The sequence below is a fragment of the Microbacterium sp. TW_SC_2 genome (assembly GCF_055361165.1).
This window is the reverse complement of record NZ_CM143952.1, coordinates 735,291-760,598: the sequence shown is the minus strand read 5'-3', so window position 1 is coordinate 760,598 and position 25,308 is coordinate 735,291. Positions and strand designations below refer to the sequence as shown.

Sequence of the window (25,308 nt, the reverse complement as noted above, 5' to 3'; positions counted from 1 at the left end):
GTCTTGTCCAAGTCGAAGATCTCATCGTGCGCCATGTGTGCATCCCCCGGGTTCCCGTCGCGCCGCGCGTGGGCACACTGCAATATACCGGCGATGCGAACAGGTAGTGTCGTGAGCGGATTCGGCGATCGCCGGAGGATCTGACGTCGTGAGGGGCCATGAAAATCCAGCTGTCGCTGCGCGCGCTGAGACACAATCTGGTGCTCATCGTGTCCCTGACGCTCATCGGACTCTCGCTGGGCGTGCTGCACGCCCTCACCACTCCGACCCGGTACACGACCACCGCCGACGTCTTCGTGATCGGTCAGGCGCAGGGCGCGACCGGAACGCCGACCACCGCAGAACTCAATCTCGCACGCACCTACGCGGTCCAGGCGGTGAGCAGCTACGTCACGATCATCCCGAGCGCTCTGGTGCTGCAGCCCGTGATCGACGACCTGGGTCTGACAGAGACCGCCGTCGAACTCGCGAGCCGGGTCTCGGCCTCCGCCGCCCCCGCCTCCACGACCATCTCCATCACCGTCGACGATGCCCAGCCGGGACGCGCAGCCCGCATCGCGAACGCCGTCGCCGACAGTTTCGCGACCGTCGTCGCCGAAGACCTCGAGCGCCCCGCGGAGGGTCTCGCCAGCATCGTGCGCATCGACGTGATCCAGCCTGCCTCGGTCCCCAGCGCGGCCTCCGCCCCCAACCCTCCGGCATCCCTCGTGGCCGGCGGCGTGCTCGGGCTCGCGGTCGGCATCCTGCTCGCCGTCCTGCGCACGACGCTCGACGCCCGCGTGCGCTCGACCGAAGACGCCGTCGAGGCGACAGGGGCGCCCCTGCTGGGGACGACGTCGTTCGACAGATCCGCCGGCGCTCGTCCACTGATCGTCACCGGCGGCGGCGGCGATCCGCGCGCCGAGGCCTACCGGGCGCTCCGCACGAGCGTGCAGTTCCTGGCTCCGTCCGGCGAGACCCCCACCTATGTCGTGACGAGCGCGGGCCCCGGCGAGGGGAAGTCGACCATGGTCGCCAACCTCGCCATCGCCTTCGCGGAGTCCGGCGCCAAGGTCGCGCTGATCGATGCCGATCTTCGTCTTCCCCGTCTGGCCGACTACTTCGGGGTCGAGGGCGGTGTCGGTCTCACGGAGGTGCTCGCCGGACGCGTCTCGACGGCCGACGCGATGCAGCGCTGGGGTCGCGGCACCCTCTTCTTGCTGCCCTCGGGAACGGTGCCCCCGAACCCGGCCGAGCTGCTGGGATCGTCGGAGATGGCCCGGCTGCTCGGAGACCTGCGAGAAGCGTTCGACATCGTCCTGATCGATGCCCCGCCGGTCGTCCTGGTCACAGACGCCGCCGTGATCGCTCGTCGCGCGTCCGGAGCGATCCTCGTCACCGCCGTCGACAAGGCGGTGGTCCCCCGCGTGCGCAACGCCGTCACCCACATCGAGAACGTCGGCGCCCGCGTGCTGGGCACCGTCGTGACGATGCTTCCGACCCGCGGCCCCGACCGCGCCCTGGCGGCTGCCTACGGCGCCGGCGCCGACTGACACGACTCCGACGCCTTCGAGCGTCCGACAGACACTGATCCGAGTCGCGCCCCGCGCGCGGCGACTACCAGAGGGAATCATCACGTGGAACTCCGCGACTACATCCGCATCCTGCAGAAGAACTGGATCGTCGTCCTCGTCCTGCTCCTGGTCGGACTCGCAGGCGGAGCGGCCTACGCGTCCCTGCAGGCGCCGAAGTACGTCGCCTCGACGCAGCTGTACGTCTCCGTACGCACCGAAGGCGCGGCGACCGGCGATCTGGTGCAGGGCACGACCTTCGCGCGACAGATGGTCACGAGCTACGTCGACACGATCGGCACGGCCCTGGTGCTGGACCCCGTGATCGAAGAGCTCGGGCTCGACCTCACGTCGCGCCAGTTGGCGGGCAAGATCTCCGCCAGCACGCCGCTCAACACCGTCATGATCAACGTCACCGTCACCGACACCGATCCCGAGCGCGCCGCGCAGATCGCCGACCAGACCGCGATCAGCTTCACCGATGCGGTGCAGAACACGCTCGAGCGGCCCGCCGTCGAAGGCGGCGTCAGCCCCGTGAACGTCACCGTGACCAACCCGGCCGCGGTGCCCACGGCGCCCTCCAGCCCGAACGTCCCGCTGCTGGTCATCATCGGTGGCCTGCTCGGCCTCGCTGCGGGTCTCGGGTTCGCGGTGCTGCGGACCGTCCTCGACACCCGCATCCACACCCTGCACGACCTCGAGGTCATCACCGATCGACCGCTGCTGGGTGGGATCGCCTTCGACCCGGAGGCGACCAAGCGCCCGCTCATCGTGCACGTCGACCCCCGCAGCCCGCGCGCGGAGTCCTTCCGCACGCTGCGCACCAACCTGCAGTTCCTCGACGTCGACGCCGAGACGCGGGCCTTCGTGATCTCCAGCTCCGGCCCGGGCGAGGGCAAGTCGACGACCACCGCGAACCTCGCGATCGCGCTCGCCGAGACCGGTGCCCGCGTCGCGTTGATCGACGGCGACCTGCGTCTGCCGCGCATCGCGGACTACATGGCGATGGAGGGCGGCGTCGGTCTGACGAACGTGCTGATCGGGCAGGTCCCGCTCTCGGAGGCGCTGCGCAAGTGGGGCACGAACGAGCTCTACGTGCTGCCCAGCGGGCCGGTGCCGCCGAACCCGAGCGAGCTGCTCGGCTCGACCGCGATGGACACCGTGCTCGCCACGCTCTCCGAGTACTTCGACTACATCCTGATCGACGCACCTCCACTGCTGCTCGTCACGGATGCCGCGGTGATCGGCAAGAAGTCGAGCGGCCTCATCCTCGCCGCGGCCTCGGGGAAGACCCGCAAGCCCGAGCTGCAGGGGGCGATCCGGACGCTCACGACGGCGGGCGTCGACCTGCTCGGTCTGGTCATCACGATGCTCCCGACCAAGGGTCCGGACAGCTACGGCTACGGCGCGTACACCTACGGGTCGACGCACGAACTCGGCGGCGAACCGGGCACGCGCGCCTCGCGCAAGGCCGCGAAGCGTCGCGCGTCCGCCTGAGCGCGATCGCGCTCAGGCGGCGGGTCGGGGTGCGGGTGAGCGGAAAACGATCAGGTGGTACAGCACGAACCGCAGCGCCACCACGATCACGATGCTCACCAGGTTGACCACGTTCACCGCGATCGGTCCCGGGGTTCGGCCGAGCACCCCCTCCGCCATGCCGACGCCGATCCAGACGAGCCCCGCGCCGATGGCGGTGCAGATGGCGTTCGTGAGCACGAAGAGCACGAGTTCCGACACGCGTCCTCGGCGGTCGCGGTGCCGGAACGTCCACTCGCGGTTGCCGATGTACGCGTTCACGAGGGCGACCAACGACGCCACGATCTTCGCCGAGACGACATCCCATCCCCACACGAAGACGAGGAGGTTGAAGACACCGATCTCGATCAGCGTGCTCAGCCCCCCGACGACGAGGAAACGGCTGCCCAGGCTGGCGAGACGCCGCAATCGAGAGGTGTGAGTCATGACTCGACTAGAGTACTGGGTGCGTATGCCCCCATCGAACGCGCCATCTTCTGAGGAACAAGTGCCGATCACCCATCTCGCCATCGTGATGCCCGCCTTCAACGAGGTCGAGGGGATCAACGGCTTCATCGACGAGATCAGGGATGCCGTGGCGCCTCTCGCGGACCGCGTCTCCTTCCACATCGCCGACGATCGCTCCACCGACGGAACGGCGGCGGTCTTCGACGGCGCCGACGACGTGTCCGTGCACGTGCAGGCGCAGAACCGCGGACACGGACCGACCGCGCTGGCGGCCTATCGTGCGGGCCTCGACTCCCACCCCGACGTGCTCGTGCACGTCGACGGCGACGGCCAGTTCCACGGAGCCGACTTCCCGCGTCTCATCTCCGCTCTCGTGCGCGAAGACGCCGACGTCGTGCACGGCGTTCGCGACGGCCGCACCGACCCCTGGTACCGCACGGTGCTCACGGCCGCTGTGGGCGTGCTCATCGCGACCACGGCAGGACGCCGCATCCCCGACGTGAACACCCCGCTGCGGGCCTACCGACCCGACGCTCTCCGTGTCCTGATCGACGCACTCCCCGCCGAGGCGACCGTGCCGCACGTGCACTTCTCCCTGGCCGAGGCGCGCGCCGGATTCACCGTCCGTTACCTGCGCGTCGCCAGCATCCCCCGGCGCGGATCCTCCACGACCGGCACCATGTGGGGCCGCGCTGCCGGCGCCGGCCTTCCGCCGAAGCGACTCCGACAGTTCGTGCGGTCCGCGCTCGGCGAAGCATGGCAGCTGTCGCTGCGCCCCTCTGCTCCGCTGCGCGACGTGCGTCGACCGGAGCCGCTCGGCCGATGACTCGAGCCCGCACGGTCGTCTTCTGGGTGCTCGCGGCAGCACTCGTGGTCGGACACGTGATCGTGGCCTGGCACAGCCTGTTCGTCTGGCGCCTGTGGGAGGACGAGGCGTTCAACCTCACGGTGCCGCGGAATCTGCTCGACGGCCTCGGCTACGCCAGTGACGGCGCGTTGTCGGGGTCGACCATCACCCCCTTCGACCCCCGTATCTCCACGGGACCGGTCGTCCTGCTTCCGGTCGCCGCCGTGCTCGCGACCGGCGCCGACCTGGTGATCGGCGCACGCCTCATCCCCCTCGCCTACTGGGCTCTGCTCCTGGTCGGTCTCGCGATCCTCGGTCGGCGGATCGGCGGCCGATGGGCGGCTCTGGCTGCCGTGACGGTGCCGCTCGCCTTCACCACGAGCGCGGGCGTCTCCCCCATCCAGGGGCCTGCAGACCTGCTCGGCGAGATCCCCGCAGCCGCGCTGCTCGTCTGGGCTCTGATCGTGCTTCCGCGCCGCGCCTGGCTCGCCGGTCTTCTCGTCGGCCTCGCGGTTCAGGCCAAGCTCATCGCGCTCCTCGCGCTGCCGGGATTCGCCATCGCCCTCTGGGTGCTCGCCGAGGGTCGCGGCTGGGCGCGGGTCCGCGACGCGCTGCGCCGCGCATGGCTGCCGCTCGTCGGCGTCGGAATCCCCACGCTGCTCTTCGAGCTGAGCGCGCTCCTCTCGCTCGGCGGTGGTGCCTACGTCCAGCATCTGCGCGACCTCGTCCGCTTCGTCCGCAGCGGCGGGCAGGGCGCGTCCACGACCGTCGGTGAGAAGCTGGCCACACTCGCGGACTCCTGGTCGGTCCCTCCGCTGGTCGCCCTGGTCGCCGCGCTGCTGACGGTCGCACTCGTGACGGCCGGACTCCTGGCCGTTCGACGCGATCCTCAGCGGAGCGATCACCGCGCGACGATCGCCGTGCTCACGGTCGCCGGAGTCGGCACCGTGACCTTCGTGGCGTGGTGGGCCACGGCCTCCCAGCTTCCCCTCTGGGTCCGTCACCCCGCGGTCGGCCTCTTCGCCTTCGCGCCCGTGCTCGCCGCCGGGGCGATCTGGGCCGTCCGGCGACTGCCTGCCGCACGCGTGTCCGGACGTGTCGCCACGGCAGCCGCCGTGATCGTCGCGATCATCATCGGAACCGGGGCGGTCGTCCACACGGCGTCGAGCTATGCACCGCGCGGGCAAACGCTCGACCGTCAGCGTGCGGCGGTGGCTCCGCTCACCGAGTGGGTCGACGCGACGGGCACGACCTGGTTGGCCGCCGAACCCTGGGGCGCGGCCGTATCGGCCATCGTCCTGACGGGAGCGCACGTGGGCCTCTTCGATGCCCCGGCGATGACCGGGACGCCCCGTCTCACCGGGCAGGACTGCGCCACCGAGACACTGGCCGAGGGCGGCTACCGCATCTGCGCCGCGCCCTGACCCGCGGGTCGGGTTCGCGAGCGCCACGGCGGACACGCTCTGACGACGGGAACGGCCGGGTGCTGATCCACGATCAGCACCCGGCCGTTCCTCGAAGTGGGCTCAGCTCAGAGCGCGAGGCGCTCCCGCACGACATCCACGAGTCGGTCGGCGTACTTCTGGGCGGACTCCGCATCCGCGGCCTCGACCATCACCCGCACGAGCGCCTCGGTACCGGACTTGCGCAGCAGCACACGACCCGTGTCGCCGAGTTCGGCCTCGACGGCACGGACGGCCTCCTGGACGGCCTCGTCGTCGGCGACGCGGTCCTTGTCGACCCCGCGCACGTTGATGAGCACCTGCGGGTACACCGTCATGACGGCGGCGAGTTCGGCGATCGTCTTGCTCTGGCGAGCCATCTCGGCCACCAGATGCAGGCCGGTCAGCAGACCGTCGCCGGTGGTCGCGTACTCGCTCATGATCACGTGGCCGGACTGCTCGCCGCCGAGCGCGTAGCCGCCCCGGTCCATGTCTTCCAGCACGTAGCGGTCGCCGACCGCGGTCTGACGCACGGTGATGCCGTGCTCGCGCATCGCGACGTGCAGGCCGAGGTTGCTCATCACGGTCGCGACCAGGGTGTCGTCGGTCAGATGACCGCGCTCCTTCATCGAGACCGCGAGGATCGCCATGATCTGGTCGCCGTCGATGACCTTGCCCTGCGCGTCGACCGCCAGGCACCGGTCGGCGTCGCCGTCGTGGGCGATGCCGATGTCGGCCCCCAGACGCACGACCGCCTCCGCGAGGTTGTCGAGGTGGGTCGATCCGACGCCGTCGTTGATGTTGAGCCCGTCGGGCTCGGCGCCGATCACGGTCACCTCCGCGCCGGCGTCGCGGAACGTCTCCGGAGACACCCCCGATGCGGCGCCGTGCGCGCAGTCGAGAACCACGTGGATCCCCGCGAGACGGTTCGGCAGCGAGCCGAGCAGATGCACGACGTACCGGTCCTCCGCGTCGGAGAACCGATCGATGCGGCCCACTCCGGCCCCGGTCGGACGCAGCATCTCGCCGGACATGGCGTCCTCGATGCGCTGTTCCACGACATCGGGCAGCTTGACGCCGCCCCGGGCGAAGATCTTGATCCCGTTGTCGGGTGCGGCGTTGTGCGAGGCCGAGATCATCACGCCGAAGTCGGCATCGCGATCGGCGACCAGGAACGCCAGCGCCGGCGTCGGGATGACGCCCGCTTCGAGCACGTCGACGCCGGAGGAGGCGAGCCCGGCAGAGACGGCAGCGGTCAGGAAGTGCCCGGAGACGCGAGGGTCACGGGCGACGACGGCGAGGAGCCGCTTGCCTTCGGCCTTGCGGGACTCCGCAGTACGGCCCTGGCCCAGGACGACAGCAGTCGCCTGGGCCAGGGTGAGCGCGAGGTCGGCGGTGAGGATGCCATTGGCAAGCCCTCGCACGCCGTCCGTGCCAAAGATCGGCATCGGAGCAGTGGACCTTAACGCTTCGAGTACTGAGGCGCCTTGCGGGCCTTCTTGAGTCCAGCCTTCTTGCGCTCCTTGACGCGAGCGTCGCGGGAGAGGAAGCCGGCCTTCTTCAGCGCCGCGCGGTTGTTCTCCTCATCGATCCCGTTCAGCGAACGAGCGATGCCGAGACGCAGGGCGCCGGCCTGACCCGAGGGGCCACCACCGGAGATGCGCGCGATGACGTCGTAGCCGCCGGCGAGGTTCAGGATGGTGAACGGGTCGTTGATCAGCTGCTGGTGCAGCTTGTTCGGGAAGTAGTCCTCGATCGTCCGGCCGTTGACCGTGATCGTGCCGGAGCCGGGGACCAGACGCACGCGGGCGATGGCCTGCTTACGACGGCCGACCGCGGCACCCGGGACGTTCAGCACGGGGCGGGGAGCCGCCTCGACTGCATCGGTCTCGGGGGTCGAGGTCGAGAAGCTCTGGGGGGTTTCGGTGGTGTCCTGGATGTCAGCCACGAGTATGTCCTTAAGTCTTTACGGCGCTTACTGGGCGACCTGGTCGAGGGTGTACGTCTGCGGCTGCTGAGCCGCGTGCGGGTGCTCGGCACCGACGTAGACCTTGAGCTTCGTCAGCTGCTGACGGCCCAGGCTGTTCTTGGGGAGCATGCCACGGATGGCCTTCTCCACAGCGCGGACCGGGTTCTTCTCGAGAAGCTCGGCGTAGGTGACCGACTTCAGGCCGCCCGGGTAGCCCGAGTGGCGGTAGGCCAGCTTCTTCTGGAGCTTCTGACCGGTGAGCGCGACCTTGTCGGCGTTCACGATGATGACGAAGTCACCCGAGTCGATGTGGTTGGCGAAGGTCGGCTTGTGCTTGCCACGCAGGAGCGTAGCGGCGTGCGAAGCCAGGCGGCCGAGAACGACGTCGGTGGCGTCGATGACGACCCAATCGCGCTGGACTTCGCCAGCCTTCGGGGTATAAGTGCGCGTCACGATAGTGCTGCTTTCTTGTGTCGAACGGAGAAGTTCGTGAATCCCACTCCGGGGTGGTTCTTCCCGGAGGGAGGAACACGCCAGTGGAGGGCTCACGTTCGGACGATGACCGGGACCCGCGAACGGGAACGGCACCAAAGAGACAGCATACGCCACAGGGAGCGATTCCCCCAAATGCGGACGCACCCGCCGGCCCCCTCCTGGCGCGGAGTCAGTCCGGCTGGGCGGTCACGAGGATCGGGCGGTGATCGCTCGATGCCTGCGGGAGCGTCGTGACGCCGTCGACGCGGAACCCCACCGAGGTCGCGAAGTCGTAGTGCCCGCGGAACACGCGGTAGCGGGTGTAGGTGTGATCGTCGCTGAGCGTGAGCGCGTAGCCGTGGTCGCGGACCGCCTGCCCGAGGTTCTCCTTGAACACGGGGTAGTTGTAGTCGCCGACCATCAACTGCGGCAGGCCCTCCCCCAGCGCGGCGAGGGCGGTCAACGCGGCCCTGATCTGGTGGCGACGCAGCGAGTTGAGGGCCGTCAGGGGCGCCGCGTGGAACGATGCCACCACGATCTCCCGACCGTCGTCGATGTCGCGCAGGCGGGCACCGAGCACACGCTCGTGCGCCGGCTTGAGCATCCTGTCGTGCAGGGATTTCTTGAGCTCGATGGCTCGGATCTGCTGCAGCTGGTACGTGTTGGTCCGGTAGTACAGAGCCAGACCGAGCCGGTTGCCCTGCGTGGCATCGGCGAGCGCGAGCTCGCCGATGCGCTCGGGAAGCCCCTGCACATCGCACTCCTGCAGACACAGGATGTCGGGATCGTGCTGGGCCACGAGCGCGACGAGTTCGGTCGCCGCACGGTGCTTGCGCAGGTTGTAGGAGATGACCTTCATGACTGATCCCACGCTACTCGCCCGACCTGTGGACCGGCTTCGCCTCACCGACCATCGCCCCAACGGATCCCCAGGACGCCCGGTCCGAACCGGTGGCGCGACGCATGCACCGCTCCACCTCTGACCGTGCGGCGCATCACGGTGTCGCCCGCGTCGCTCTCGACGTACTCCTCGCACCAACCAGGGAGCGCGTCCGGCGGGAACCGCACCCAGATCAGGGTCTCGCGTGCGGCACGCGAGGTGGCATGCCACACGGAGCGTCGCGGAGGGCATCCGGGCGGAAAGGTCTCGGCGTACTCGATGATGGTGGTCTCGCCGGTCGCGATCGGTTCGTCGAGCACGATCACCGCTCCGGAGAGCATCCGCCCCGGGTGCAGGTACTCGCGATCGACACGACCCCCGACGACGTCGGAGATCACGGGGACGACGTCCGTCTCCTCCGGGGCGACATCGATCAGCGGCAGTTCGACGATGGTTCCCCGCGTCGCCTGGACCAGCGCACGGGTGACGACCCGTTCGACGGCCCCGTCACGGCCGACCTGCGCCGTCATGTGGGTGGAGAGGTCGCGCAGAGAGTCCTGAGGCGCGGATCGCAATGCGGCGATCGTCTCGGCCAGCTCCCGCTGCTCCTGCTCCCCCTCGAAGGGGAGCCGGGCCGGGGCGACGGGGCCGAGACGCGTGGAAGGCCCGAGGAGGCGGGTGAGATGCCCGGACGCGAGCCCCAGCCGATCCTCCAGTCCCTCGACGACGCTCATCGAGAGGGCGCCCTCCGGTCGACGCGCCCCCGACCGCCAGTAGCTCAGCGTCGCGATCGACACGGGATTGCCGTCCGACGCCAGCAACGACTGCACGCGGGAAAGGGTGAGGCCCCGCTCGGCGATCGCTTCTCGGAGGGCCGTCGCGAAGGCGTTGCTGTTCTCTGCCGGTGGTTCCATCTCGCAGTCCCCCGTTCGTCGGTGAAGGCGGTCGCTGAGGGTCAGCATACGCGCGGCTCCGCGGCGCACCCGTCAGCGGAGGGCGGGCTACTCGTGCGTGGCGTCGCGGCGAGCGCGGGTCTGCTCGGCGCGGACGGCGAGCAGGTCATCGGCCGGGTAGCCGACCTCCGTGAGCATCAGTCCGCGTGCCGCCATCACCCGGAACTCGCTCGTGCGCACCCGCGCATCCCGCAGCGCCGCGACGTCGCCGACGTCCAGGCGCGCGTTCCCCACCTCCACGCATGCTCCGACGAGCGCGCGCACCATGCTGTGGCAGAACGCGTCGGCCTTGACCTCGGCGACCAGGACGCCCTTCTCATCGCGCTCCCAGCGGTAGTCGAGGAGTGTCCGGATGGTCGTGGCCATCTCGCGCGGCTTGCAGTACGCCGCGAAGTCGTGGAGACCGATGAGGGTCCGGGCAGCGGCATCCATCGCCTCGACGTCGAGCGCGCCCCGCACGACCGTGGTGTCGAACCGGCGGAGCGGGTCGAAGCCCGCCCCCTGGTCGGCCACGCGGTAGCGATACCGTCGCCAGACCGCGGAGAAACGCGCATCGAACCCGTCCGGGGCGATCGACGAGCGGGTGACCGTGACGTCGGAGTACGTGCCGAGCACACCGCGCAGGCGGCCGGCGAGTGTCGCCGCAGGATCCTGCGGCGCGCGGCTCCGGCGTGCCTCGATGCGCGCCCACTGCACGTCGTCGAGATCGACGTGCGCGACCTGACCGCTCGCGTGCACGCCCGCATCCGTGCGCCCGGCCACCACCAGCCGCACGTCGGACCCGACGATGCGACCGAGAGCCGCCTCCAGGGTGCCCTGCACCGTCCGCAATGTGGGCTGGACGGCCCATCCGCGGAAATGGGTACCGTCGTAGGCGATGTCGAGCCGGATGCGCACGGCACAAGTCTAGGTCGCGACCATCCGGGTCAGATTCCTCCGTCGATCGAGCGGATCGTGACACTCGGCTCGTCCGGCACCATGACCTGGGTGTCGCGGTTCAGGCTCTCGCCGCGGAAGAAGCGCTTGCTCCGCGGGAACGCGTACCAGACGAACATCAGCACGAGTCCGAATGCGAGCGAGCCGATGCCGATCACGAACGTGCCCCCGATGCCGAACAGCACGGTGTAGCCGTAGTCCACGTCCCACATGTCGATCGCCGACTGCACGAACGCGTACGTCAGCATGAGGGCGCCGAGCAACGGGAACAGCCCCTTGAAGAAGAAGTCCCGCGCCGAGCGGAAGATGTCGGCCCGGAAGAACCAGACGCAGGCGAAGCCGGTGATCGCGTAGTAGAACGCGATCGCCAACCCGAGCGACAGGATCGAGTCCTGCAGGATGTTGTCGCTGATCAGCGTCATGCCCACGTAGTAGAGGGAGGCCACGACGCCCATCACGATCGTCGAGAACGACGGCGTCTTGTACGTCGGGTGCACGTCCTTGAACTTCGCGGGGAGCGCCCGGTACACCCCCATCGCGAGCGTGCCGCGCGCGGTCGGGAGGATCGTCGTCTGCGTCGAGGAGATGGCCGAGATGATGACCGCGACCACGAGGACCCAGCCGAACGGTCCGAGCAGCCCGTCCTTGATCGCCAGGAAGAAGTCGTCGGCGTTGGCCTCGTTGCCCAGTCCCGTCCCGGTCTCACCCAGGCCGGCGTACATCATGGCGGCGATCGTGACGGCGACGTACGTGAACAGGAGGATCACGGTGGTCAGCAGTGCCGCGCGGCCGGGGATGCGCTTCGGATCCTTGGTCTCCTCGTTCAGGGCGAGACAGGTGTCCCAGCCCCAGTAGATGAAGAGCGCGAGCAGGATCGCCTCGATGAAGCCCGAGTAGTCGGTGAACGCGAAGGGGTTCATCCACTCCCAGTCGAAGGGAGTCGGGTTCGGCGCGTCACCGGTGGTGAACTGCCAGATCGCCGCCACCACGAAGATCGCGAGTGCGAGGTACTGGATGCCGAGCAGGATGTTCTGGATCCGCTCCCCGATCTCGACACCGCGCCAGCTCACCCAGGTCATCGAGGCGATGAAGAACACCGCGACGAGGATGATGCGCCAGTCGTTGTTCTCCAGGTCGAAGCCGATCAGGGACCAGAAGTAGACCGAGGCGATCTGGGCGAGGTTCGCCAGCACGACCATGCCGGCCACGGCGACACCCCAGCCGCCCATCCAGCCCACCCACGGCCCGAAGGCCTTGGTCCCCCAGGTGAACGTCGTGCCGCAGTCGGGCACGGCGTTGTTCAGCTCGCGATAGGCGAAGGCGATGAGCAGCATCGGGATGAAGGCGATGATGAACGCGATGGGCGCCTGCGCGCCGACGGCGAGAACGACGAAACCGAGCGTCGCGACCAGCGAGTACACCGGAGCGGTGGACGCCAGACCGATGACGGTCGATCCCCAGAGTCCGAGTGTGCCGGTCGCCAGGCCTTTGCCGTCGGGACGTTCCAGGCGGATGGGCGTGGTAGCTGACATGTTCAGAACAGTAGGGCTACTACGGTATCGAGTCAATCGTTTTCTTCGAACAACCGATTCCGTTCCTGGATCAATCCGAGGCGACGGAATCCGCAGATCGGTCGCGTCCGAGCATCCCATCGGCATGGTCGGCGACCCACTCCATCAGGGGCAGCATCCGCTCCATCAGATCGCGTCCCAGCGGCGTGAGGCTGTACTCGACGTGCGGGGGCACCGTGGGGAACGACTCCCGGTGCACGAGTCCGTCGTCGGCGAGGGTGCGCAGGGTCGACGCCAGCATCTTCTCGCTGATGCCGTCGACCTCCCGACGCAGCACTCCCCAGCGGCGCGTGCCGTCGGACAGAGCGGACAGGACCAGCACGCCCCACTTGCTCATGATGTGGTCGAGCACCACCCGGGTGCCGCATCCCTGCTCGAAGACCAGAGGAGAGGAGGCCTTGATCTGCGCAAAACTCACCGTCATGTAGGTACCTTACGTCAAAGTGGGTACCCACCACGTGGAATGCTTCTCCGCCTCCGCACGGTTGCCGATGAGGTCACCTACGAAAGGACCCTCATGACCATCCTCGTCACCGGCGCCACCGGACACCTCGGTCGCCTCATCATCGACAGCCTGCTCGAGCGCGGCACGTCTCCGCAGTCGATCGTGGCCGGAGTTCGCGACATCGCCAAGGCCACCGAGCTGCACGACCGAGGCGTGAGGATCGCGGTCGTCGACTACGACCGCCCCGAGACGCTCCCCGCCGCCCTCGACGGCGTCGATACCGTGATGCTGGTCTCCGGCTCGGAGGTCGGTCGCCGCGTCCCGCAGCACGCCGCGGTGATCGAGGCGGCGGCGGCCGCCGGCGTCACGAAGCTCGTGTACACCAGCGCGCCGAAGGCCCCCACCAGCGCCCTCGTACTGGCGCCGGAGCACAAGGCGACGGAAGAGCTCATCGCCGCGTCCGGCCTCCCCGCGGTGATCCTGCGCAACAACTGGTACACCGAGAACTACGCCGCCGACCTGGCGCGCGCCGCGCAGACCGGCACGCTCGCGGCCGGTGTCGGTGAGGGCCGCGTCGCCTCGGCCAGCCGGGAGGACTTCGCGGAGGCCGCTGCCGTCGTCCTGCTCGAGGACGGACACGTCGGCGAGGCGTACGAACTCGGCGGAGACGTGGCCTGGAACTACAGCGACCTCGTCGCCGCCATGACCGAGGTCACCGGACGGCCCGTGGCGTATCAGCCGCTCTCCGCCGAGGAGCAGCGGGCGGCGCTCGAGACCGCCGGTCTCGATGCCGGGACCGCCGGGTTCGTCGTCGCCCTCGACGCCGGCATCCGCGAGGGCGCTCTCGCCGACACCGACGGAACACTCTCACGCCTCATCGGTCGCCCGACCACGCCGCTCATCGACGGCCTGCGCGCGGTTTCCTGAGCCGACCGCGATCGCGGCAGACAAGACAGAAGGTGCCGTCCTCCTCCCGCGGAGGACGGCACCTTCTGCGCCTTCATCAGCGCGAGGTCACGAAGCCTCGCGCGATTGCACATAGACCACGGTGAGCGTGATGCTCTCCCGCGGCACGCCCCGAGCGGCGAGGAGCTCATCGATCGCCGCATGCGTCTTGCGCAGGGTGTCGGCGGCGCTCGCCGTGAAGTCGATACCGATGGCCGCCGTCACGGCCACCCCTCGATCACCGCGCGCGACGGCGATGAGCGGCTCGTCGTCGCTCCGCACCCCGAGCGCGACCGCGCCGGCGCCGATCGCGTTCGAGACCAGGGATCCGGCCCGGTAGACCGAGCGCACGCCCGGCGTCGCCCGCACGGTGGCCTCGATCTCGGCGGCGAGCGCCTCCCCCGGCTCCGTCGCCATCAGTTCTGCTCCGTCCATGACGACACCTCCTGGATGTCTCGGATCACGATGTCGATCGTGACGATGTTCAACTCGGTGTGCGCCTGCAGGCGCGTGTCGACCTCGGTGCGCAGATGATCGGCGAGCTTCACGATCGACTCGCCGTACAACGCACTCGCGTCGATGTGGATGCCGATCGGGGTTCCGGGAACGGTCACGTCGCCGTCGAGACGGCATCGGCCCACCAGCAACCCGGGCACCGCGTTCTCCGCCGACCGGATCAGGCCACGCACGGCACCCTCGGTGATCCCGAGATCGATGTCGGGCGTCTCGGAGGCGAACGGGATCCGTCGGCCGGCGCGGGCGTCCAGCGCGATACCGTCCAGGATGCGCTCGACCCAGCTCGCGTCGACCTCGGGAGATTCCGCGGCATCCGCATCGATCAGCTGCCCGCCCAGTCCCCCGAGCCGTTCGAGCGCATCGAGGGCCAGCTGGCATCCCGGCGACTGCTCGATCGAGGGGTCGAGCGGTTGCCGACCGGATTCCAGATAGTCGGTGAGCTCTTCGAGTGTGTGGCCGTCGAGGTCGGTCGGTTCCAGACTCAGCCGGCGCAGCTCGGGGATTTCGTGGTCATCAGTCATCGCCACTCCTCCATCCGTACGATCATGTATTTTCGCGCACGGGCCAGCAGGCCGCGTGCGGTGCTTGCGGAGATGCCGAGCTCGTCAGCGATCTCGTCATAGGAATAGCCGCCCATCTCCCGCAGCACCCAGCACTCGCGCTGCGCGTTCGGGAGCTCCTGCAGCGCCGCACCGAGAGCGGCGACTCCCGCGCGTGCCTCGACGACCTGCGCGGGCGAGGTGTTCAGCGGAGCGGGGCGCTCCATGTCGTCGATGTCGAGCACCGGGCGGAGAGCGCGGATGCGATCGACGGCCTTGCGGCTGACGATCCTCATCAACCAGCTCTTCACCTTGGACGGGTCGTCGAGTTCGCTGAATCGCTGCCACGCGGTGATGAACGCCTCCTGCACGATGTCGTCGACATCGGACGTCGCGTTGAGCATCCGCCGGGTGTAGGCCCGCATCATCGGCGTGTACCGGCGGACGAGGACCGCGAACGCGGCGACGTCGCCGTCCATGGCGCGCCCCGCGACGATCCGATCGTCCGCCTGTTCCAGGACGCTCTGAAACCGTTCAGTCACTTCCCCACTCCCTCACTCGTCCCCCCAGGAGATTCGGAGCGGATGAGCCACCGGATGGCGCGGCGTCCCCGGAGGGGCGGCACGCCATCCTGCGGTGCATCCACATCGTCCGCCTCAGCGGGTCCTCACGCCTTCTTCGAGCCGCGTCCACGGATCACGCCGTAGATGAGCAGCACGATGAGCGAGCCGCCGATGGCGAGGAGCCACGACGAGATCGAGAAGAACTCGTCGACCCGCACGTTGAAGAGCAGTCCGCCCAGCCAACCGCCGAGCATGGCTCCGACGACGCCGAGGAGCAGGGTGATCAGCCAGCCGCCGCCCTGCTTGCCGGGAAGGAGGGCCTTGGCGATCGCGCCGGCGATCAGGCCGAGGAGGAGAAAGGCGAGAAAACTCATAGCAGTGTCCTGTCGAGAGTGGGAGGGGAACGGGATCAGCTGACGCGGGTGTCGGCAACGACCTCGACGACCTCGTCGTCGGTGTCGTCGTCGCCCGGGATGTGCACGTCGTTGATCGTCACGTTGATCTCGACGACCTCCTTGCCGACCAGCTCGACCAGGGCGCGGTCGACCGACTCGCGCACGTCATCGGCGACCTTCTGCAGCGAGACCGGGTACTCCGCGACGATCGTCACGTCGACCGCGATCTGCGTCTCGCCGACCTCGACGCGGATCCCCTGCGTCAGGTCCGTGGTGTTGAGGGCGTCGCGGATCGCACCGACCATGCGCGCGGCGCCTCCGCCGAGAGCGTGCACGCCGCTCACCTCGCGGGCGGCGATCCCGGCGATCTTCGCGATGACGCCGTCCTCGATGATCGTCGTCCCGACAGCGGTCTTGCGCGACTGTCCTGCAGAGACCTGAACCGGGGTGACATCGGTCGGGTTTGCCATGGTGAGCTCCTTCGTCGGTGTGTCCGCCTCCACCTCGGGATGCGGGTCGCACGTTCGCGACACTACTAAGACGGTGACACCGGGCGAAACGTCACAAAACAGTGGAAATCCACTTCCGCACCCGCGGGAGCCCGTCCTCGTCAGGCACTCACCGCATGCATGTGGCGGGTCTCGTCGAGACGAGGAGCGTCCGGCCGCAGGCGGCGATCGGCGAGGTCGATCCCGCCGGAGGTGTTCGCCGCCTCCATCATCGACGCCAGCAGCGGGCGTTGCAGGTCCACGCCCTCCTCCACGGCGAACTGGATCGGGATGGCGGAATGGATCCAGAGAGTGGCCCGGGCCTTCCCCGCCGTCGGAATCGTGAGCGCGAAGGACTCGCCGCGACGGAGCTTGGTGATGGTGACCGTGCGGAGATGCGCGAGCACGTCATCGTCGATCTCGATCGGTGCGGTGCTGTTGGCGTACGTGAGCTGTCCCATGATCCACTCCCTGCAGATTTCCCTTGTAAAACTAGATTACTAGTTTAACTAGCTAAATGGGAATCGTGGAAAACGGCGCCGCGCCCGACGCGTGCGCAGGGCCGACGATTACGGAAGGTCGGCGATCTCTTCGGACAACCGGCGCAGGAAGCGCGTCACGGCCTCCAGGTGCTCGGCACTGAACTCGTCGGCCAGCCCCTCGACGCGGCGCGCGAGATCATCGGTCGGCGAATGCAGATCGCGCAGTGAGGGACGCAACACCTTGGACCGCGCATCCTCGGGATGCGGGGCGACCACGATCTGTCCGCGCTCCTGCAGCCGGCGGATCAGGCTCGTGATGGCCGCCGTGCTCACGGCGAGGTGGCTTGCAAGGCCGCCGGGGGTGACAGGAGCATCCGCCGGGGCCGATGCGATGAAGCGCATCGCCGCACGGTCGGTGTCGTTCGGAACGCGCATCGCCGCGAGACGTCGTGACAGCTGCGCCTCCGCTCGCCGCAGCTCCTCGACACCCCTGACGAGATCCGCGGGCGAGGTCTTCGTGTCATTCAGCATGCCGGCCACCACCCTCTCTCCCCTCCATGCTACTCGACCGCCAAGTAACCAGATGGGCTAGCGAAAAACCGGCGCCTCGACCGGAGGCGGGAATGCGAAGATAGAGGAAGGTCCGCGGTCGCGAAAGGACGCCATGGCTGAGCCACTCACCCTTCAGGACGCCGGGTACGTCCTGTACACCGACATGCTGGCCCGTCTCCACGAGCGCTACCCCGAGGTTCCGCTGCGTCGTCTCGAGCAGATCATCAGTGCCGAGAACGACGCCATCACGGGCGGGGTGCTGCGCATCGTCCCCGCGGAGGTCGAAGAGGGCTCGAGTGAGATGCTCCTGCGCGAGCAGTGCCTCGCGCAGGAGGACGGAGAGGTGGCGTGATGCAGAAGCCGGAAGAGTTCTCCCGATCGGGATACTGGTACCCCGACGGCGAGAGGGCCAGCACGGTCGATGTGCTGAACATGCTCCGTCGCTACCGCGGCGCCGAGACCGCGATGCGGGCACGCACGCGCGCCTCCATGGGCATGAACGAGACCGACCTGCTGGCGCTGCGCTTCCTGCTGCGCGAGCAGAAGGCGGAACGGATCGTGCGACCGATCGACATCGCCCGCACCCTGAACATCTCGACCGCCTCCACGACGACGCTCATCGACCGACTGGAACGGGGCGGCCACGTCCGCCGCGAAGCACACCCCACCGATCGCCGCGCCGGCGTCGTCGTGCCGACGGTCAGCAGCGACGAAGAGGTGAAGTCGACGCTCGGCGCGATGCATCGACGCATGCTCGCGCTCGTCGATGAGCTGTCCGACCAGGAGCGGGCCATCGTCACCCACTTCCTCGCCGGCATGACCTCGGCGATCGAGGAGGCCTCCGACCTCGATCAGGAGTTGCGCGAGGTCATCCGCTCGCACGAGGAGTCCGACGGCGCGCGCGACTGAACCGCGCCGATCAGGCGTTCTCGGTGCGCTCGGGGAAGAGCTCGTCGAGGTCGAGGTCCGGGTTCTCGTCCTGTCCCTCCACCAGCTCCACCGCCTCCTCCGGCGTCTGCACGCTCGGCATCGCTCCGGGCAGCGGGCGGCGGGCGGATTCCTTGAGCACGACGGTCGCGATCACTCCCGCGATCGACGTGCCGATCACGTAGAACGCCGGCGTGAGCGCCGATCCGGTGAGTTGCACGAGCGCCTCCATCACGAACGGGGCCGTACCGGCGAACAGCGCCACCGCCAGGTTGTAGGAGATGCCCATCCCGCCGTAGCGCGACGAGGTCGGGAAGAGCGCGGGAAGCGATGAGGCGAGATTGGCGACGTAGAACGTCACCGGGAACGCGAGCAGCATCAGCCCGAGCAGCGTCGACCAGATCTCCCCGTGCATCATGAACAGGAACGCCGGGACCGCCAGCACGATCGCCGAGATCGACCCGATGAACAGGACCCGGCGGCGACCGATGCGATCGGAGAGCCTGCCCGCGAGCGGAATGCACAGCGCCATGACGACGAGGACCGGCAGTGTGAGAAGCGTTCCGTGCACCTCGTCGTACCCCAGGGTTCCGGTGAGGTAGGTCGGCATGTACGACGTGAGCGCATAGCCGACCGTGTTGGCCGCCGCCACCAGGACGAACGCCGTGAGCAGTTCGCGCCAGTAGGCACGGACGAGGGCGATGACACCCTTCGGTGCATCGACCGCCTGCTGGGCGTCATCGGCGGCGCGCTGAGCCGTCGCCTGCGCCTCCTGGAACGCCGGGGTGTCCTCGATCTTGAGGCGGAAGTAGATCGCGATCAGGCCGAGCGGAAGGGCGACGAGGAACGGGATGCGCCAGGCGAAGCCCTGCATGACCTCGGCCGAGAGGGTCAACTGCAGGATCGAGACGAAGGCCGCACCCACGGCGAATCCCATGTAGGACCCGAGGTCGAGCAACGAGGCGTAGAAGCCGCGGCGCCTGTCCGGGGCGTACTCGGTGATGAAGGTGGTCGCACCGGCGTACTCTCCGCCGGTCGAGAATCCCTGCACGAGCTTGAGCACGATGAGCAGGATGGGGGCCCAGAAACCGATCACCGAGAAGTCGGGCAGGATGCCGATCAGGAAGGTCGCGGCCGCCATCATGATCAGCGTGAAGGCCAGCACGCGCTGGCGGCCCATCCGATCGCCGAGCTGTCCGAGAACGACGCCGCCGAGGGGTCGCGCGATGAAGGTCACGGCGAAGACCCCGAGCGAGAACAGCGCCTGCGCGCCCGCGGAGGCGTCCGGGAGGAATGCGCGTCCGATGATCACGGCGAGATAGCCGTAGATACCGATGTCGTACCACTCCATCAGGTTGCCGACCACGGTGCCGGCGACGGCACGACGGAGCATCGGCCGGTCCACGACGGTCACGTCGTCGACCGTGAGACGGCGGGGCTCGTGCCGAGACGGCAGCACGCGCTGCACGATCCGGCGCCAGAAGGACTCGTTGCGAAGGGGGTCGGACATCTGCTTCTCCTGTGACTGCGACCGTGCCGGGACAGACTTCGGGGAGGCGGTGATTCTCCCGCCTCCCCGAAGGTTCTGCTGTTCGGCTCTTTACTTGAAGGCGTCCTTGACGTTCTCGCCGGCCTTCTTGACGTCGGCCTTGGCCTGGTCGGCCTTGCCCTCGGCCTCGAGCCTCTCGTTACCGGTCACCTTGCCAGCAGTCTCCTTCGCCTTGCCGGCGACGTCCTCTGCGGCGTTCTTGATCTTGTCATCGAGTCCCATGGGGGGCTCCTTTCTCTAGCGGTGGTCGAAGAGGAAGGGGATGCGGAGCAGACTCCGGAGGCGCCGGCGCACACCGAAACGCTCCAGGCCCGAGTCGAGCCCGACCGCGTGACGCGCCGGGAGCGGTGAGAGCTCGACCCGCACGGTCGGCGCGGGCCTCGCCGTCGCGGACCGTGGCGCGACGAAGGCCGCAGGTGTCGTCACTGTGATGTCGCTCATCGCCTCCTCCTTCGCTAAAAAGATTACTAGACGAACTAGATAAATGGAAACCGTGGCATACCGGTCCGGACCCCGTCGTGGGAACAGGGATGACGAGCAAACCCTCATGTCGCACCTGAACCCTTACCTGGGAATAGCCTGAATGTAACCCTGTCTGTTTGCTGTGAACTGTTAGCTTGAGCCGATATATTCCATTCATCAATACGGGGGATTTAAACGTGAGATCACAACACCGTCGGTGGCTTACCACTGCGGCCGCGACTGTCGGCGCTTGTGCGTTGACCTTGGGTGGTGCGGTTCTTCCCGCCGCCGCCGAAGACACGTCGAGCGAAGCGACGACCATCAACGCCGGCGTGGACAAGTACGAGCTCGCCGCTGCGAACAGCGCGAGCACGGTGGAGGACGTCAAGCGACTCGAGGCCTCCGGGTCCATCGCGGTCTCCGACAACGGCTTCGTCCTGCACATCGACGACGCGCAGGATGGCGCACCGATCTCGATGCGCAATCTCCGCGCTGCCCCGTCGGGTGCAGCCATCCCGGGCGACCCCGCCGGTGGCTCGCGTCCGGGAGCCCCCGTCACCGTCTACCTGGACTTCGACGGTGAGGTGCTCGAGGGAACCAACTGGAACCTCCTCGCCGAGAACCCGTCCCTGAACTTCGTGGCCGCCGCGTCGGCCGACGGAGGCTTCCGCGCCCAGGTGTGGGCCGCGGTCGCCGAGGACTTCGCGCCCTTCAACGTGAACGTCACCACGACGCGTCCCAGCGACGCCGCGCTCTACAAGACGTCGGCCGACGACAACGAGTACGCCTCGCACGTCATCATCACCGACTCGTACGACGAGGTCCTCCCCGCTGCAGCCAACACCTCGGGCCTCGCCTGGGGCGGCGGCGCCGGCTCCGACTTCCTCACCGGCGCCCTGGTCTTCACCAACGGCGTCGGCGGCGGCAACACGGCCGCCGCGTCGGCGAAGAGCGTCGCTGACACGGCGTCGCACGAGGCGGCGCACAACTTCGGTCTGGAGCACGACGGCATCGCCGACTCCCCGACCGGCGAGTACTACTACCCGACGGCCGGCGTCTGGGGCCCGATCATGGGCGCCACCTACGACGTGCCGCTGAGCCAGTGGTCGAACGGCAGCTACGCCGGCGCGACCAACGACCAGGATGACCTGGCGACGATCACCGATCGCGGCGCTGCTCGCGCGATCTTCACCGGCGCCACGACTCCCGACGGCACCCCGTACACCGGCTCGGTCTGCGCCGTCCCGCCGGCGGACCCGAACAACCCCCAGCCGGGTGACGAGTTCTACGTTCCCAACGGCAACGTCTGCGACGGAACCGGCGCGGCTCTCACGCTCTCGTTCACCTACACGGACCGTGCTGATGCTGCCTCCGACACGGTCGGCAACACCATCGCCGACGCGTCCACGCTCGACAACGCCGCCGGCACCTTCGCCGGGGCCGGGGTCATCCTGAACGCTGCCGATGTCGACGTGTTCCGCGTCACGACCAACGGTGGCCCGCTCACCGCCACGGTCGAGGTCGCGGACATCGCGCCGAACCTCGACGCAAAGCTCACCCTCACCAACGCCGCCGGCGATGTTCTCGTCGAGAACGACCCGGCATCGAGCGCGGTCTCGGCAGACGTCGCCGCCGGCCTGAACGCGTCCGTGACCACAGAGGTCGCCAAGGGCACGTACTACCTCTGGGTCGACGGCGTCGGCGCGGGAGACCCCACCACGGCCACCCCCGCGAACGCGAACGGCTACACCGACTACGGCAGCCTCGGAAACTACACGATCACGGGCGCTGCGGTTCCCGGTATCGCCGAGCAGCCCATCGTGATCGAGACGCCGGCTGACGGCGCAACGGTCGCGGGCGGCTCCGACGTCGCGGTGACCGGAACGGCGACGCCGGAGGCGACGGTCGACCTGTCCATCGCCGGCACGGTCGTCGACAGCGTCACGGTCGACGGAGACGGCGCCTGGACGGCGAACGCCACGGCGAACGCCTACGGCAACACCGTGATCACCGCTTCGCAGACGGTCGACGGTGCTCCGGTGCCCGAGACCGACTCGGTCACGGTGACCGCTCCGGTCACCGCCCCGGTGATCGTCGCTCCGGCGGCCGACTCCACCACGGAGGACAGCACCCCGACCATCAGCGGCACCGGTATCGCCGGCGCCACCGTGACGGTCGCGGTCGTCCACGCCGACGGCACCACGGTCTTCGCCACGACGACCGTGGACGCCGACGGGGCCTGGGAGCTGGCCGTGCCGAGTGAGCTCGCCAACGGCACTTACGCGGTGTCGGCCAACCAGGCGATCAACGACGTCACCTCCTCCACCACCAGCCCGATCTCCTTCACGGTGAGCGCGGCGACCACCGGCGGCGGCGGAGACGACGGCACCGGTACCGGTACGGGTGACGACGATCTCGCGACCACGGGTGGCGACTTCTCCGGAATGCTCTTCACGGCCCTGGCCGCATCGGTCCTCGTGATCGGTGGAGGCGCCGCAGCCTTCGGTCTGCGTCAGCGTCGGAAGCAGCTGCAGGAGAGCTGATCTCTGAAACGGACATGAGAATGTTCTGATCGTGTGGGGCGGGAATCACGGAAGTGATTTCCGCCCCACACTCATGTGAGGAGGATGACAGGGTGGACGACGTGATCGAAGACAGGGACCGCCTCCGATGGGGCCGCATCGCCGTCCTCGCCGGGGCCGGGCTCCTGGTCGTCGCGGCGCTCGTGTTCGGGCTGACACAGCTCGTCACCGGCGCCCCCGAGACGTCTCCCTCACCGTCGCCGTCCTCGCCGTCGGCGACGCCGACCTCCACGCCCACCCAGAACACCGACGACGAGGACGATGACGTGCCCGGAATGAGCTCCGACTTCAGCCCCCTGCTTCCCGAGGCCATGAACGGTCAGGAAGCGATCGATGCCCTGGGCGACAGGATCGAGACTGCGGCGAAGCGCAACGGCAAGACCGTGGAAGAGCTGGAAGAGCTTCTGCTGCGCGACACGACCGCGCACATCTCCCCCAACGGCTACCTCGTCTATCTCGACGACTTCGGCGGCAACGGCTGAGGGCTCCGCGGAGGCATCTGCGCGCGCTCGGCACAGGCGATTCGCCCACCTGCACCGGACGGCCTTCCGCGCAACCCCCTCCGCGCACGGGAGATGTGCGCGTACCGTCGGCGGATGAGCGACTCACGAACCGTCACACGGACCCGTGTCGCCATCGACGGCACCGAGTACCTGCTGAGCCCTGGACAGGACCTCATCGACTTCATGACGAGGGTCGAGAACGCTGCGCGCGGAGGAGGCGCCTTCGTCCACTTCAGCGCCGGAAACCTCTTCATGAGCGCGCTGATCACTGCGACGAGCCGCGTCACGATCATGGTCGACGTGGCGTACTCCCCCGCTCCCCCGTTCGACTTCTCCGATGACACGCACATCGATTGGTCGCGCGGTGGCGAGTAGCTGCGGCGCCCCCGCATGTGCGTCTGTGCGCCGTCGCCGGTAGTGTCAGAGGGATGAACTCGCAGACGATGGTCAGAACCGAGATCGCGATCAACGGGTCGAGTGTCTTCCTCGCCCAGGAGCAGAACGTCGACGACGTGAAGCGTCGCATGGAAGCGGCCGTGCAGGCCGGCGGCGCGTTCGTCGACTTCGTGGTCGTCGGCAATCGCAGTGTCAGCGTGCTCGTCGGCCCGCACACGCAGATCACCATCTCGGTCGCGACCGTGGTGTTCGATCCCCGCGACACGGGCGACGAGGCGCAGCCGTTCGGCGGCTTCTACGATCTGTGAGCTGAACAGCGACAGATCTCTCACACATCCCCGCGTCGCGCAATGCCCTGTGCCGTGTTCTGCGACCGGGGTTAGTGTCGCCGTATGAGCGAATGGCGAGAGCGCGAACACCAGACCATGGTGAGGACAGCCGTCGAAGTGAACGGCGTGAGTGTCTTCCTCGCTCAGGATCAGGATCTGGACGCCCTCAAGGAGCGGTTCCAGGAAGCCGCTCGCACGTCGGGCACGTTCGTCGATCTTGTGGAGGTCGGCAACCGGGCGGTGAGTGTGCTCGTCTCCTCGAACACCACGGTCGTGATCTCGCGTTCGACGGTGCCGTACGACCCCCGCGACACCGGAGATGACTCGAGTCCCTTCGTCGACTTCCTCCACGACTTCTGAGGTCCCTCCCCGGCCGTCTCGCGCACCCTCTCCCCGACGAAAGCAGCCATCCATGGGCACGTTCATCTACGAGGGCGGCCCCAAGGTCGATCTGGAGGATCGTGCGCTCATGCACCTCCAACTCGTCATCACGGCGAAGCTGCGGCGCGGCGAACCGTTCTGCTTCACCTGGCGCGAGGACATGAGCATCGGGGGCGGTCGTACGACCGTGTGGCTCCACGCGGAGAGCTCGCTCGTGTTCAAGCTCGACGGAAGTCGGCATGCCGCGATCAATCGCGCGTGGGTGGATGCTCTCGCCTTCACCTCGAACTCGCCGGGCGGGCTCTACCTCGTGCACGAGCCCGCAGAGAGTGCGTCCGACGGCGCGGCCGTCGGTGCGTGACCCCGCGCGCCCGCCGCCGGTCGCGTGGCGGCGCGTGGATGCAGAAAAACCCCGGCGGGCCGGGGTTTCATTCTGTAGCAGGAGCGGGGCTTGAACCCGCGACCTCACGATTATGAGTCGTGCGCTCTAACCAGCTGAGCTACCCTGCCGCGAGGCATCCGTCCGCGTGAGAAGAATGCTGCGAGCCCCGAGTCAGGATTGAACTGACGACCCCTTCCTTACCATGGAAGTGCTCTACCACTGAGCTATCGGGGCGTGCTGCCCCTGTCGGGGCAACCGTACGAGAAT

Annotated in this window: 32 protein-coding genes and 2 tRNA genes; 13 read left to right on the top strand and 21 right to left on the bottom strand. The window is 68.3% G+C overall.

All coding sequences use genetic code 11. The features are described from left to right. Window positions 1-158 precede the first annotated feature (158 nt). Both ACWA14_RS03630 and ACWA14_RS03625 read left to right on the top strand, forming a co-directional pair. Window positions 159-1,532 carry a tyrosine-protein kinase domain-containing protein gene (locus tag ACWA14_RS03630; RefSeq protein WP_463796112.1) on the top strand — a complete coding sequence of 458 codons (1,374 nt, stop codon included), beginning with the start codon at window positions 159-161 and terminating at the stop codon, window positions 1,530-1,532. Window positions 1,533-1,616: 84 nt separating this feature from the next. Continuing rightward, on the top strand, window positions 1,617-3,047 hold the full coding sequence (locus ACWA14_RS03625) for a tyrosine-protein kinase domain-containing protein (protein ID WP_463796111.1): 1,431 nt from the start codon (window positions 1,617-1,619) through the stop codon (window positions 3,045-3,047). Between the two features lie 12 nt (window positions 3,048-3,059). Here ACWA14_RS03625 and ACWA14_RS03620 read toward each other — a convergent pair whose 3' ends face one another. Beyond that, window positions 3,060-3,512 carry a GtrA family protein gene (locus ACWA14_RS03620; RefSeq protein WP_463796110.1) on the bottom strand — a complete coding sequence of 151 codons (453 nt, stop codon included), beginning with the start codon at window positions 3,510-3,512 and terminating at the stop codon, window positions 3,060-3,062. A 61-nt stretch (window positions 3,513-3,573) separates the two neighbouring features. Between ACWA14_RS03620 and ACWA14_RS03615 the strand changes: the two genes are divergently transcribed. Both ACWA14_RS03615 and ACWA14_RS03610 read left to right on the top strand, forming a co-directional pair. Beyond that, window positions 3,574-4,359, top strand: coding sequence for a glycosyltransferase family 2 protein (locus ACWA14_RS03615; protein ID WP_463796109.1), 786 nt, complete (start codon window positions 3,574-3,576; stop codon window positions 4,357-4,359). Next, window positions 4,356-5,804 carry a hypothetical protein gene (locus ACWA14_RS03610; protein WP_463796108.1) on the top strand — a complete coding sequence of 483 codons (1,449 nt, stop codon included), beginning with the start codon at window positions 4,356-4,358 and terminating at the stop codon, window positions 5,802-5,804. Before ACWA14_RS03615 ends, ACWA14_RS03610 begins: the two co-directional genes overlap by 4 nt. Before the next feature lie 107 nt (window positions 5,805-5,911). On the opposite strand, the gene glmM is transcribed toward ACWA14_RS03610, so the two are convergent. The 8 genes from glmM to ACWA14_RS03570 form a co-directional block, all read right to left on the bottom strand. Further along, window positions 5,912-7,270: a phosphoglucosamine mutase gene (glmM, locus tag ACWA14_RS03605; protein WP_463796107.1), complete on the bottom strand. Its 1,359-nt coding sequence runs from the start codon at window positions 7,268-7,270 to the stop codon at window positions 5,912-5,914. A 14-nt stretch (window positions 7,271-7,284) separates the two neighbouring features. Then, window positions 7,285-7,770 (bottom strand): 30S ribosomal protein S9, encoded by a 486-nt coding sequence (gene rpsI / locus ACWA14_RS03600; RefSeq protein WP_463796106.1) that lies wholly within the window; start codon window positions 7,768-7,770, stop codon window positions 7,285-7,287. Window positions 7,771-7,797: 27 nt separating this feature from the next. After that, the gene (gene rplM, locus ACWA14_RS03595) at window positions 7,798-8,244 is read right to left on the bottom strand and encodes a 50S ribosomal protein L13 (protein WP_029261158.1); all 447 of its coding nucleotides are present in this window, start codon (window positions 8,242-8,244) and stop codon (window positions 7,798-7,800) included. Window positions 8,245-8,455: 211 nt separating this feature from the next. Further along, complete coding sequence (locus ACWA14_RS03590) at window positions 8,456-9,124, bottom strand: endonuclease/exonuclease/phosphatase family protein (RefSeq protein WP_463796105.1); 669 nt, start codon at window positions 9,122-9,124, stop codon at window positions 8,456-8,458. 44 nt (window positions 9,125-9,168) lie between these two features. Continuing rightward, complete coding sequence (locus ACWA14_RS03585) at window positions 9,169-10,059, bottom strand: hypothetical protein (protein ID WP_463796104.1); 891 nt, start codon at window positions 10,057-10,059, stop codon at window positions 9,169-9,171. 87 nt (window positions 10,060-10,146) lie between these two features. Beyond that, the gene (gene truA, locus ACWA14_RS03580; RefSeq protein WP_463796103.1) at window positions 10,147-10,995 is read right to left on the bottom strand and encodes a tRNA pseudouridine(38-40) synthase TruA; all 849 of its coding nucleotides are present in this window, start codon (window positions 10,993-10,995) and stop codon (window positions 10,147-10,149) included. A 29-nt stretch (window positions 10,996-11,024) separates the two neighbouring features. Then, the gene (locus ACWA14_RS03575) at window positions 11,025-12,566 is read right to left on the bottom strand and encodes an APC family permease (protein WP_463796102.1); all 1,542 of its coding nucleotides are present in this window, start codon (window positions 12,564-12,566) and stop codon (window positions 11,025-11,027) included. A 70-nt stretch (window positions 12,567-12,636) separates the two neighbouring features. Then, window positions 12,637-13,029 (bottom strand): winged helix-turn-helix transcriptional regulator, encoded by a 393-nt coding sequence (locus ACWA14_RS03570; protein ID WP_463796101.1) that lies wholly within the window; start codon window positions 13,027-13,029, stop codon window positions 12,637-12,639. Window positions 13,030-13,122: 93 nt separating this feature from the next. Here ACWA14_RS03570 and ACWA14_RS03565 point away from each other — a divergent pair, with 93 nt between their 5' ends. Continuing rightward, complete coding sequence (locus ACWA14_RS03565; protein ID WP_463796100.1) at window positions 13,123-13,977, top strand: SDR family oxidoreductase; 855 nt, start codon at window positions 13,123-13,125, stop codon at window positions 13,975-13,977. Between the two features lie 87 nt (window positions 13,978-14,064). Here ACWA14_RS03565 and ACWA14_RS03560 read toward each other — a convergent pair whose 3' ends face one another. From ACWA14_RS03560 to ACWA14_RS03530, 7 genes are all read right to left on the bottom strand, one after another. Beyond that, window positions 14,065-14,430 carry a hypothetical protein gene (locus ACWA14_RS03560; RefSeq protein ID WP_463796099.1) on the bottom strand — a complete coding sequence of 122 codons (366 nt, stop codon included), beginning with the start codon at window positions 14,428-14,430 and terminating at the stop codon, window positions 14,065-14,067. Further along, on the bottom strand, window positions 14,412-15,032 hold the full coding sequence (locus tag ACWA14_RS03555) for a hypothetical protein (RefSeq protein WP_463796098.1): 621 nt from the start codon (window positions 15,030-15,032) through the stop codon (window positions 14,412-14,414). Before ACWA14_RS03555 ends, ACWA14_RS03560 begins: the two co-directional genes overlap by 19 nt. Then, window positions 15,029-15,529, bottom strand: coding sequence for an RNA polymerase sigma factor (locus tag ACWA14_RS03550; RefSeq protein ID WP_463797490.1), 501 nt, complete (start codon window positions 15,527-15,529; stop codon window positions 15,029-15,031). The genes ACWA14_RS03555 and ACWA14_RS03550 overlap by 4 nt, the downstream gene beginning before the upstream one ends. A 188-nt stretch (window positions 15,530-15,717) precedes the next feature. Then, complete coding sequence (locus ACWA14_RS03545; protein WP_463796097.1) at window positions 15,718-15,987, bottom strand: GlsB/YeaQ/YmgE family stress response membrane protein; 270 nt, start codon at window positions 15,985-15,987, stop codon at window positions 15,718-15,720. A 35-nt stretch (window positions 15,988-16,022) separates the two neighbouring features. After that, window positions 16,023-16,478 (bottom strand): Asp23/Gls24 family envelope stress response protein, encoded by a 456-nt coding sequence (locus ACWA14_RS03540; protein ID WP_463796096.1) that lies wholly within the window; start codon window positions 16,476-16,478, stop codon window positions 16,023-16,025. Window positions 16,479-16,618: 140 nt separating this feature from the next. After that, window positions 16,619-16,957, bottom strand: coding sequence for a DUF7882 family protein (locus ACWA14_RS03535; RefSeq protein ID WP_463796095.1), 339 nt, complete (start codon window positions 16,955-16,957; stop codon window positions 16,619-16,621). A 108-nt stretch (window positions 16,958-17,065) separates the two neighbouring features. Further along, complete coding sequence (locus ACWA14_RS03530) at window positions 17,066-17,509, bottom strand: MarR family winged helix-turn-helix transcriptional regulator (RefSeq protein WP_463796094.1); 444 nt, start codon at window positions 17,507-17,509, stop codon at window positions 17,066-17,068. 133 nt (window positions 17,510-17,642) lie between these two features. Here ACWA14_RS03530 and ACWA14_RS03525 point away from each other — a divergent pair, with 133 nt between their 5' ends. After that, window positions 17,643-17,882 carry a hypothetical protein gene (locus ACWA14_RS03525; RefSeq protein WP_463796093.1) on the top strand — a complete coding sequence of 80 codons (240 nt, stop codon included), beginning with the start codon at window positions 17,643-17,645 and terminating at the stop codon, window positions 17,880-17,882. Then, the gene (locus ACWA14_RS03520) at window positions 17,882-18,439 is read left to right on the top strand and encodes a MarR family winged helix-turn-helix transcriptional regulator (RefSeq protein WP_463796092.1); all 558 of its coding nucleotides are present in this window, start codon (window positions 17,882-17,884) and stop codon (window positions 18,437-18,439) included. Before ACWA14_RS03525 ends, ACWA14_RS03520 begins: the two co-directional genes overlap by 1 nt. A 10-nt stretch (window positions 18,440-18,449) precedes the next feature. Here the strand turns inward: ACWA14_RS03520 and ACWA14_RS03515 are convergent, their stop codons facing one another. The 3 genes from ACWA14_RS03515 to ACWA14_RS03505 form a co-directional block, all read right to left on the bottom strand. Beyond that, window positions 18,450-19,967: an MFS transporter gene (locus tag ACWA14_RS03515; protein WP_463796091.1), complete on the bottom strand. Its 1,518-nt coding sequence runs from the start codon at window positions 19,965-19,967 to the stop codon at window positions 18,450-18,452. A gap of 90 nt (window positions 19,968-20,057) precedes the next feature. Next, window positions 20,058-20,228, bottom strand: coding sequence for a CsbD family protein (locus ACWA14_RS03510; protein ID WP_463796090.1), 171 nt, complete (start codon window positions 20,226-20,228; stop codon window positions 20,058-20,060). 15 nt (window positions 20,229-20,243) lie between these two features. Then, window positions 20,244-20,447, bottom strand: a complete 204-nt coding sequence (locus ACWA14_RS03505; protein WP_463796089.1) for a hypothetical protein — start codon at window positions 20,445-20,447, stop codon at window positions 20,244-20,246. Between the two features lie 278 nt (window positions 20,448-20,725). Between ACWA14_RS03505 and ACWA14_RS03500 the strand changes: the two genes are divergently transcribed. From ACWA14_RS03500 to ACWA14_RS03475, 6 genes are all read left to right on the top strand, one after another. After that, on the top strand, window positions 20,726-23,011 hold the full coding sequence (locus ACWA14_RS03500; protein ID WP_463796088.1) for an Ig-like domain-containing protein: 2,286 nt from the start codon (window positions 20,726-20,728) through the stop codon (window positions 23,009-23,011). Between the two features lie 92 nt (window positions 23,012-23,103). Further along, the gene (locus ACWA14_RS03495) at window positions 23,104-23,532 is read left to right on the top strand and encodes a hypothetical protein (protein ID WP_463796087.1); all 429 of its coding nucleotides are present in this window, start codon (window positions 23,104-23,106) and stop codon (window positions 23,530-23,532) included. 114 nt (window positions 23,533-23,646) lie between these two features. Beyond that, on the top strand, window positions 23,647-23,928 hold the full coding sequence (locus ACWA14_RS03490; protein ID WP_463796086.1) for a hypothetical protein: 282 nt from the start codon (window positions 23,647-23,649) through the stop codon (window positions 23,926-23,928). Window positions 23,929-23,981: 53 nt separating this feature from the next. Next, window positions 23,982-24,257: a hypothetical protein gene (locus tag ACWA14_RS03485; RefSeq protein WP_463796085.1), complete on the top strand. Its 276-nt coding sequence runs from the start codon at window positions 23,982-23,984 to the stop codon at window positions 24,255-24,257. Window positions 24,258-24,341: 84 nt separating this feature from the next. Further along, window positions 24,342-24,638: a hypothetical protein gene (locus ACWA14_RS03480; protein WP_463796084.1), complete on the top strand. Its 297-nt coding sequence runs from the start codon at window positions 24,342-24,344 to the stop codon at window positions 24,636-24,638. 52 nt (window positions 24,639-24,690) lie between these two features. After that, a complete protein-coding gene (locus ACWA14_RS03475; RefSeq protein ID WP_463796083.1) occupies window positions 24,691-25,020 on the top strand; it encodes a DUF7882 family protein in 330 nt (109 codons plus the stop codon). Window positions 25,021-25,095: 75 nt separating this feature from the next. On the opposite strand, the gene ACWA14_RS03470 is transcribed toward ACWA14_RS03475, so the two are convergent. Further along, window positions 25,096-25,169 (bottom strand) — tRNA-Met (locus ACWA14_RS03470). A 34-nt stretch (window positions 25,170-25,203) separates the two neighbouring features. Continuing rightward, window positions 25,204-25,275, bottom strand: a tRNA-Thr gene (locus ACWA14_RS03465). Between the last annotated feature and the right edge of the window lie 33 nt (window positions 25,276-25,308).